At 47.8% G+C, this 7,177-nt stretch carries 7 protein-coding genes; 1 reads left to right on the top strand and 6 read right to left on the bottom strand.

The window, feature by feature from the left end:
• Positions 1–321 precede the first annotated feature (321 nt).
• Positions 322–762: a CBS domain-containing protein gene (locus ACESLU_RS09370; RefSeq protein WP_372638328.1), complete on the bottom strand. Its 441-nt coding sequence runs from the start codon at positions 760–762 to the stop codon at positions 322–324.
• 88 nt (positions 763–850) lie between these two features.
• On the opposite strand from ACESLU_RS09370, the gene ACESLU_RS09365 reads away from it, so the two are divergent.
• Positions 851–1,540, top strand: a complete 690-nt coding sequence (locus ACESLU_RS09365; RefSeq protein WP_372638326.1) for a TrmH family RNA methyltransferase — start codon at positions 851–853, stop codon at positions 1,538–1,540.
• 86 nt (positions 1,541–1,626) lie between these two features.
• Here ACESLU_RS09365 and ACESLU_RS09360 read toward each other — a convergent pair whose 3' ends face one another.
• The 5 genes from ACESLU_RS09360 to ACESLU_RS09340 all read right to left on the bottom strand — a co-directional run bounded on the left by ACESLU_RS09360 (position 1,627) and on the right by ACESLU_RS09340 (position 6,430).
• Complete coding sequence (locus tag ACESLU_RS09360; RefSeq protein WP_372638324.1) at positions 1,627–2,601, bottom strand: M23 family metallopeptidase; 975 nt, start codon at positions 2,599–2,601, stop codon at positions 1,627–1,629.
• Between the two features lie 115 nt (positions 2,602–2,716).
• A complete protein-coding gene (gene hprK, locus ACESLU_RS09355; RefSeq protein ID WP_372638322.1) occupies positions 2,717–3,748 on the bottom strand; it encodes an HPr(Ser) kinase/phosphatase in 1,032 nt (343 codons plus the stop codon).
• A gap of 11 nt (positions 3,749–3,759) precedes the next feature.
• Entirely contained in the window at positions 3,760–4,059 is a 300-nt protein-coding gene (gene hpf / locus ACESLU_RS09350) for a ribosome hibernation-promoting factor, HPF/YfiA family (RefSeq protein ID WP_372638320.1), read from the bottom strand.
• 20 nt (positions 4,060–4,079) lie between these two features.
• Complete coding sequence (locus tag ACESLU_RS09345) at positions 4,080–4,991, bottom strand: tyrosine recombinase XerC (protein ID WP_372638318.1); 912 nt, start codon at positions 4,989–4,991, stop codon at positions 4,080–4,082.
• A gap of 269 nt (positions 4,992–5,260) precedes the next feature.
• On the bottom strand, positions 5,261–6,430 hold the full coding sequence (locus ACESLU_RS09340; protein WP_372638316.1) for a glycosyltransferase family 2 protein: 1,170 nt from the start codon (positions 6,428–6,430) through the stop codon (positions 5,261–5,263).
• Positions 6,431–7,177: the final 747 nt, after the last annotated feature.

Below are 7,177 nucleotides of genomic sequence, written 5' to 3'. Positions count from 1 at the left end.
TGCCCTTGCTGAAGTCTACGCAGCTGAAGATGCCAATGAGAAGTTCGTAAGGGACTTCGTGGCGGCCTGGGACAAGGTTATGAACCTGGACCGTTTCGACCTGGACTGATTTCAGCTGCGATGCTCGTGACAGACATACATCATTACTGTATATTATGGTAAGTATAGAGGATCCCGAGCAGCATAGGGGGTTCTAATTAATCTGATTAGGCAGTCTGGTTACGGGCTGCCTTTTTTATTTTATCGAAGCCTTGTACCCGCACCATCACCTGGGGTCAGCCATCCGAAATGACGCTGAAACTGATCGATGCAAAGGAGCATTCAGGCCGGATACTGGCCGCCCTGGATATATTGCCGGAGGTTGGTGATTTCTCCTTTTTGCTTGGAGATGATCGCCTTTACCAAATCCCCGATAGAAATGACGCCGACGACAGAATCATCTTCCATAACAGGGAGATGACGAATTTTTTTGTCGGTCATAATGGACATGCAAGACTCCACGGTATCCCGGGGACTGACATTATAGACGCTGCCGGTCATAATGGTATTGACCTTCGTCTTTTTGGAAGTCCGCCCTTTTAAAATAACTTTACTGCGGTAATCCCGTTCACTCAGAATACCCAGCAGCTGATCTCCGTCCATGACGACCAGTGCTCCAATGTCAAGTTTATCCATTTTTTCAATGGCTTCAAACACGGTTTGATCTGCGGAGATACTGTAAACCTCATATCCCTTGTTTTTTAAGATATCCCTGACGAGCATATAAACCTCTTTTTTTAATGGATAAATGAAATAACAAGAAGTATTATAACATATATCTTAGATTAATACACATCAGATAAACAATTTTATGAATCGAGCGTTAAAAGAAGCGTTAATAGATCATTTACTACAATTCATCACCGAAGATCGCTGGCAGCGCATTAATGAAGTCCTCGGACAGCGCACGCGTTTTTTGTCCGTCGTGCTGGAAGATCTCTATCAGCCGCATAATGCCAGCGCCGTCTTGCGAAGCTGTGACTGTTTCGGAATACAGGATGTGCACATTGTTGAAAACGAAAACAATTTTAGTCCCGCTAAAGGCGTGACGATCGGCTCCGACCAGTGGCTGTCATTGCACAAGTATAACGATGAGGGGGAAGGTGTTGAAAACACCCGGAAGTGTTACCGGCAGCTGCGGAGGGAGGGATACCGGCTGATTGCCACCACGCCCCACGAGGATGATGTGACGATCGATGAAATTCCACTGGATCAAAAGACGGCCCTGGTATTCGGATCCGAATTAACGGGACTATCCGGTTTTGCCCTTGAAGAAGCGGACGGTTATGCCCGGATTCCGATGGTGGGCTTCAGCGAAAGCTTCAATATATCCGTGAGTGCGGCGCTTTGCCTGTATGAGCTGTCCACCCGGCTGCGCAAAGAGGGAGGGGGATGGATGCTCAGTGAAGAGGAAAAGATTGACTTGCAACTGGATTGGATACGGAAATCCGTTCGTGCGGTTGACAAAATAGAGGAGCGGTGGAGGATGCAGGAGTCTTGAAAAAGGAGAAGTAAAAGCAGAAAGTTTGGAAGCTAAACAAAGGTTGGTCCGCAGATCTGCACAGACAGGAGCGGATGATAACTGACCTAATCCATGGATCGTTCGCTGGATTCGGCTTTTTCTTTGTACACAGCGTATTCTTCAGGAGACACATCAACAAAAAGAAAATGAAGGGGATCGACAGGTTCGCCATCCTGGTGTACTTCGTAATGCAGGTGGGGGCCCGATGACAATCCCGTGTTTCCAGTATAGGCGACCAGTTCACCACGTTTGACTCGCGTGCCGGGGCGGACGTCTTTGGCGAAAGAGGAAAGATGGCCATAATAGGTTTCATAGCCAAAGCCGTGGTCGATTATGAGCAGCCGCCCGTATGTGCCTTTGCGCGAAGCGTGTTTGACGACCCCGTCGCCGGTGGCAAAGACCTTGCTCCCGACGTTGGTATTAAAATCAATTCCCCCGTGCTGGCGCCGGTACTTCAGGATAGGGTGATATCGCTTTCCGAAGCCGCTGACAATATCGCCTTCGGTCGGTTTGATAGCCGGAACGTGGATCATTTTTTCCTGGTTTTCGTTGTAGGTCGACTTAATATCATCGAAGCTCGACTGCTGAATATTGATGCTTCGTTCCAGGCTTTCGAGGTCTTGAGCGGTCTCTTTTAAAATATCTGCCGTTTCTTCGCTATGAATATCGAACTCACTATAAACATCAGCACCGCCGGCACCTCCTTTTCGCTCATCGAGAGAGATGCTTTCCATCCCTAAAAGGGAGCGGTACATTTCGTTGTCGACTTCCGCAAGCTGATCTACCTGCCGGTCGAGATTGGAAATACCTTGTTGGGTAATTCTTAATTGCTCCTTAAGGGCAGCGTTTTCCGCCTTGAGGGCAATTTCGGCTGGCGTTCCAATCGAAAAAGAAAGAATGGAGATTCCGATTCCACTTAAGACCACGCCGCATAAAAGCCAAACGGAAGCGGTATAGACAATTCGTTCTAATTTGTTGTATTTGACGGGCACAAACTCGCAGTTTTGCTCGTCATAATAGTAATAGTTTTTTAAGAACATGTTAATTTAGCTGGAGCCGCGTATTTTCCCGGGGAAAAAAGTAACTGTAAACCTTGTGACTTTAAATGGGGTAATTATAGGCATTATAAGGTTTAAAATCAAATGATTTAAGATCCTATTCTACATCCCCTTCGAAGTACTCGATGGCGCTGCGGGGAGTACTGGTTCTTTTTTTCTTTTCCGCAATGTGTTTTTTGACCTTTCCCTGGAACGCTTCGGCGGCATCATAGCCATAATGGCGCAGTAGGTAGTTCATGGCAATGACTTCCGCAATAACGGTTATGTTTTTCCCAGGGGTTATGGGCAAGTTGATAAACGGGATATCAATATCCATAATGGAGGTCGTATCTCTGTTCAAGCCCGTGCGCTCGATATTCTGGGATTCTTCGTCCCACAACGAGAGTTCAAGCACCACCTCCAGCCGCTTTTGATAACGGATAGCGCGAACGCCAAACATCGACATGATATCGATGATGCCGAGCCCGCGTATTTCCATAAAATGTTTGTTCATCTCCGTGGCGGAGGTCATAAGCACGTTATTCTTCTTGGTCAGTACAACCGCATCGTCAGACACCAGCCTGTGACCGCGTTCAACCAGGTCGAGGGCTACTTCACTTTTGCCAATACCCGACTTGCCGACAATAAGGATGCCTACGCCATAGACATCCACCATGGAGCCGTGTACGATCGTTTGCAAAGCGAACTGATCTTCCAAAAATTCCCGGAGCAGCTGTAAAAAACGGGTGCTTTCGAAGGGCGTACCATATACGGGAATACCGGCCTCCCTTACCATAGTAAGCAAATGATCCGGCAGACCGTTGCTGTTTGTTATAAAAAGCACCGGGATGTTAAACTGCACGAGGTTCTCAAAAGCAGCTTTCTGCTCTTCTACCGTAAGACTTTTCAGGTAACGGCTTTCAGTGTTGCCGATAACCTGTATTCGCTGGTGCGTAAAAAGTTTAACAAAGCCAGCTAACGCCAAACCGGGGCGGTGAAGGTCCGCCTCGGTGACGTATCGCTGTTCGTTATCGCATTCGGCCACAAGCGTGTTAAGCTCGATATTGACACGTTTACGGAGTCGCTCTACGAGATACGCAACGCTTATTTTTTCCTTTTTGGGAATACATTTATGTGGACCGAAAGGCATAACTCAGGGCGTTAGCGTTGGTGAAGGGTAATGTCTTTATATTTTTTCAGTTGTCGCGCTATATTATCAATTACCATATTAATAGCCTGTTCATAAGAAGAAGCTTGTTCTTTAGCATTTAATAATTTCTGAGGTACTTTTACATTCAGTTCAGCCTGCTGGGGATTTTCGTCATCAGCTACCGGCTGTAAGATGATGTCGCAGGTAATAATACGATCATAAAATTGATCTAACTTTTGAACGGCATCTTCAGCATAAGCGTGAAGTTCTGATGATGGATCAAAATGGCGTGCTGTGAATGTAGTTTTCATAATGAATCCTTTTGTTAAGTTTAAGTTTTAGCTCGTGGATGTGCTAATTCATAAACACTTTTCAATCGTTCAACGGACGTATGCGTATAAACTTGTGTTGCTGACAGATCAGCATGCCCCAACAGTTCTTTAATTACACGGATATCGGCGCCATTGTCAAGCAAATGGGTCGCGAAGCTGTGCCGGAGAACGTGGGGACTTTTCTGGGTGACTTCACTGGCGCGCTGCAGGAAATCCCTGACCAGCCGCTGCACAGCCCGGTCGTAGATCCGCTGTCCCCCTGCAGCAAGGAAGACGGCCTTTCGAGCGTCAGCATCCGTCTTCTTGCCGTAGAGTTCCGCTTTGGTATCGAGGTGCCGCTCTATCGCTTCCTGTGCGCGGGCGCCCATCGGAACGATGCGTTGCCTGGATCCTTTACCCGTCACTTTTATTTGCCTGAGACCCTGGTTGATGTCCTCTTCATTCAAGCTTGTCAGTTCATTGAGACGGATACCCGTGCCATACAGAAGTTCGAGGATCGCCCGGTTTTGAGCAGAACGCGGGGTGTCGCCGGAAGCCAGCTCCATCATCCGCTCGATGTCGGCCGCAGAGACCGTTTGGGGGAGCGGCTGGTCTTTTTTAGGAACAATAAGCAGATGGGCCGGATTCTGTTGCACAAGTCCCCGTTTAAAACAATACTTGAAAAAAGAGCGAACAGTTGCCACTTTACGTGCGATAGAGCTTTTAGCCAGTCCCCGCTCAGAGAGCTCACCCAGCCAAAGCCGTATCGTTATGCGCTCAATGCGGTTGATATCGGGAACCTCCCGGTCAAAGTGAGCCTGGCAAAATGCGAAAAATTGCTCCAGGTCGTTTTGATACGAGGTAATGGTGTGCGGGGAAGCGTTTCGCTCGACATTTAAATAGCGAAGGTATTTGTCAATAGCATTCTTCATCTTCCTGCAATATGGACACTTTAGGGATAAAAATAAACATCAAGTTTTAAGATTGTAGGATCATCATTCTTACTATTTTTTTGAATGACCAAAAAAGTAGCCAAAAAACCCACCGGCTGGTGAAAACTCAGGAATCAGCTATAGCCGGTGCTTCGGAAAATAATTTAACTTATTCCGAAATTCGCGGAGCTTCAGACAGAAATTATTTTCTATCCTCCGCCCCGGTTATAGCTACACAGATCCCTGGTTTTCAAAGGCCAGTCCTATTTTTACAGTTTTCGCTCTTTCCACGTCGGCGAATTTTTCATCATATAATCCTTCAATACTTGTATAGCCAATACCTGGAACCAGCCGACCCCGAGGGGATGGAGGGGGACATAAAACATACTCCAGTTGAACCAGCGATTAACGATAAAGCGCTGGGTAAGTGCCAGAAGCAACACCGCTGTACAGAACCCCTGCAGTATTGGTGGTTCCTCCCAAAAGAATAGCAGGGGAAGAGCGAGGAAAGGGAGTACATAGGCCACCCCCTGCAGGAGCCCCATTACGACAAACACAGGAAGGTTATACCCGAAACCAGCAAGGAAATTTTTCCGGAGTCCCTGCCAGAGCTCGCTGTGCGACCGGTACATCCGGCAGGTAACTACGTCCCGGCCGTGGTACATATTCATTGTATAGCCGGCCTGTTTTATGGTTCGGGCCAGGCCCACATCCTCGACAATCATGTCCTTAACGGATTGATGTCCCCCAACCCTCTCATAACTACGGCGCTTGAAAGCCATAAACTGTCCACATGCCGCGGCAAAGAGAGGATCCACATACTTTCTGAGGAACGGGGGAATCCATTTTGGGGGACGGCGGACGTAACGGACCGGCAGCAGGGTGAGGAGGGCCATGTAGATGAGCGGAATTACCGTTTTTTCCCAGAACGATCCCAGCTGCTGCGAAGGCCAGAGCGTTATGAAATCCAGGATATCCTGTCCCATTGCACGAACGGTTTTAGCCACGGCAGCAGGTTCCAGCCAGGTGTCAGCGTCTATAAAAAGAAGAATCTCCTCACGGGAGGCTTCCGCGAGCTGGTGACAGGCCCACGGCTTGCCCAGCCAGTCGTCGGGTTTCGGACGTCCGGGCAGGACCGTCAGTTTCTTCGGGAACTGATCTTCCAGGGTAGCAAGGATGTCCGGTGTCCCGTCGGTAGAGCTGTCATCCAGTACATACACATGGTAGTCGGGATACTGTTGGCTGACCGCGGAGCGGACACAGCGTTCGATGGATACCTCCTCGTTACGGGCGGGGATGCAGATACTTACTCCCGGGGACTGCCGGGCAAAATAGCCGGGGGGCACGGGCTCCAGCGGTTTGAAATCACGCCTGTTCCGCAGTAAAATGGCCGTGGTGATCGCAAGGTAACCCAATGCTATGTAAAATAATATCAGCATACTTAACCGGAATTATTCATGAATACTATGGAGTGATTCGTAATCCTGTTCATTTTCTAAAGCCTTAGGATACCATACGGTCATTTTTTTGAATTATGAACATGAGGACTTCGAAATTTGCTCCTGTGCTGCGTTGGATTGAAAATGGATGCTCAAGGTACAAAGGTATCTCTCCGCCTCCATTTCCATTCTGCCTTGCTCATAACCAAATTTCTTTGTGAATAATCCAGGATAAAAGGTAGCAGGGAAAAAGGGAAGATCAAATTGTGCTTTGGATACGTTTACAGCTACAAAACATTTCTTTGCTGTCTTTTTTTTATTTACAATTACTTATTACTTTTTTCGACGAAGGAAAAAGTAATCAAAAAATGAATCACCGGCTGGTGAAAAATCAGAAATCAGGTTTCACCGGCGCTCTGGAAAATAATTTAACTTGCTCCGAACCCCGCGGAGCTTCGGACAGAAATTATTTTTGGTCCTCCGCACCGCCTCTGCGTAACTATATTCCTGATTTTTCAAGGCCGGCCTTTTTCCTGTCGGAAGTGAGGAAATTTCTACATTGAGGCTTTGGGGATTATATTTAGCTTTAAGGGTTATATTTATATGCAGGCATGATTCTGTCTAAAAACTTTCACCCCGATCTATGAATATTATATCCGATCCATCCCGGGATACCCGCGCGACCGGCCAGCCGCCGGGGGGCTATGAGTGGTGGTACTTTGATGCGGTCTCCGACGACGGCCGGTA

The organism is Fodinibius sp., assembly GCF_041642155.1.
GTDB lineage: Bacteria > Bacteroidota > Rhodothermia > Balneolales > Balneolaceae > Fodinibius.
The sequence above is the reverse complement of the archived record's forward strand: the minus strand, read 5'-3'. Positions and strand labels throughout refer to the sequence as shown.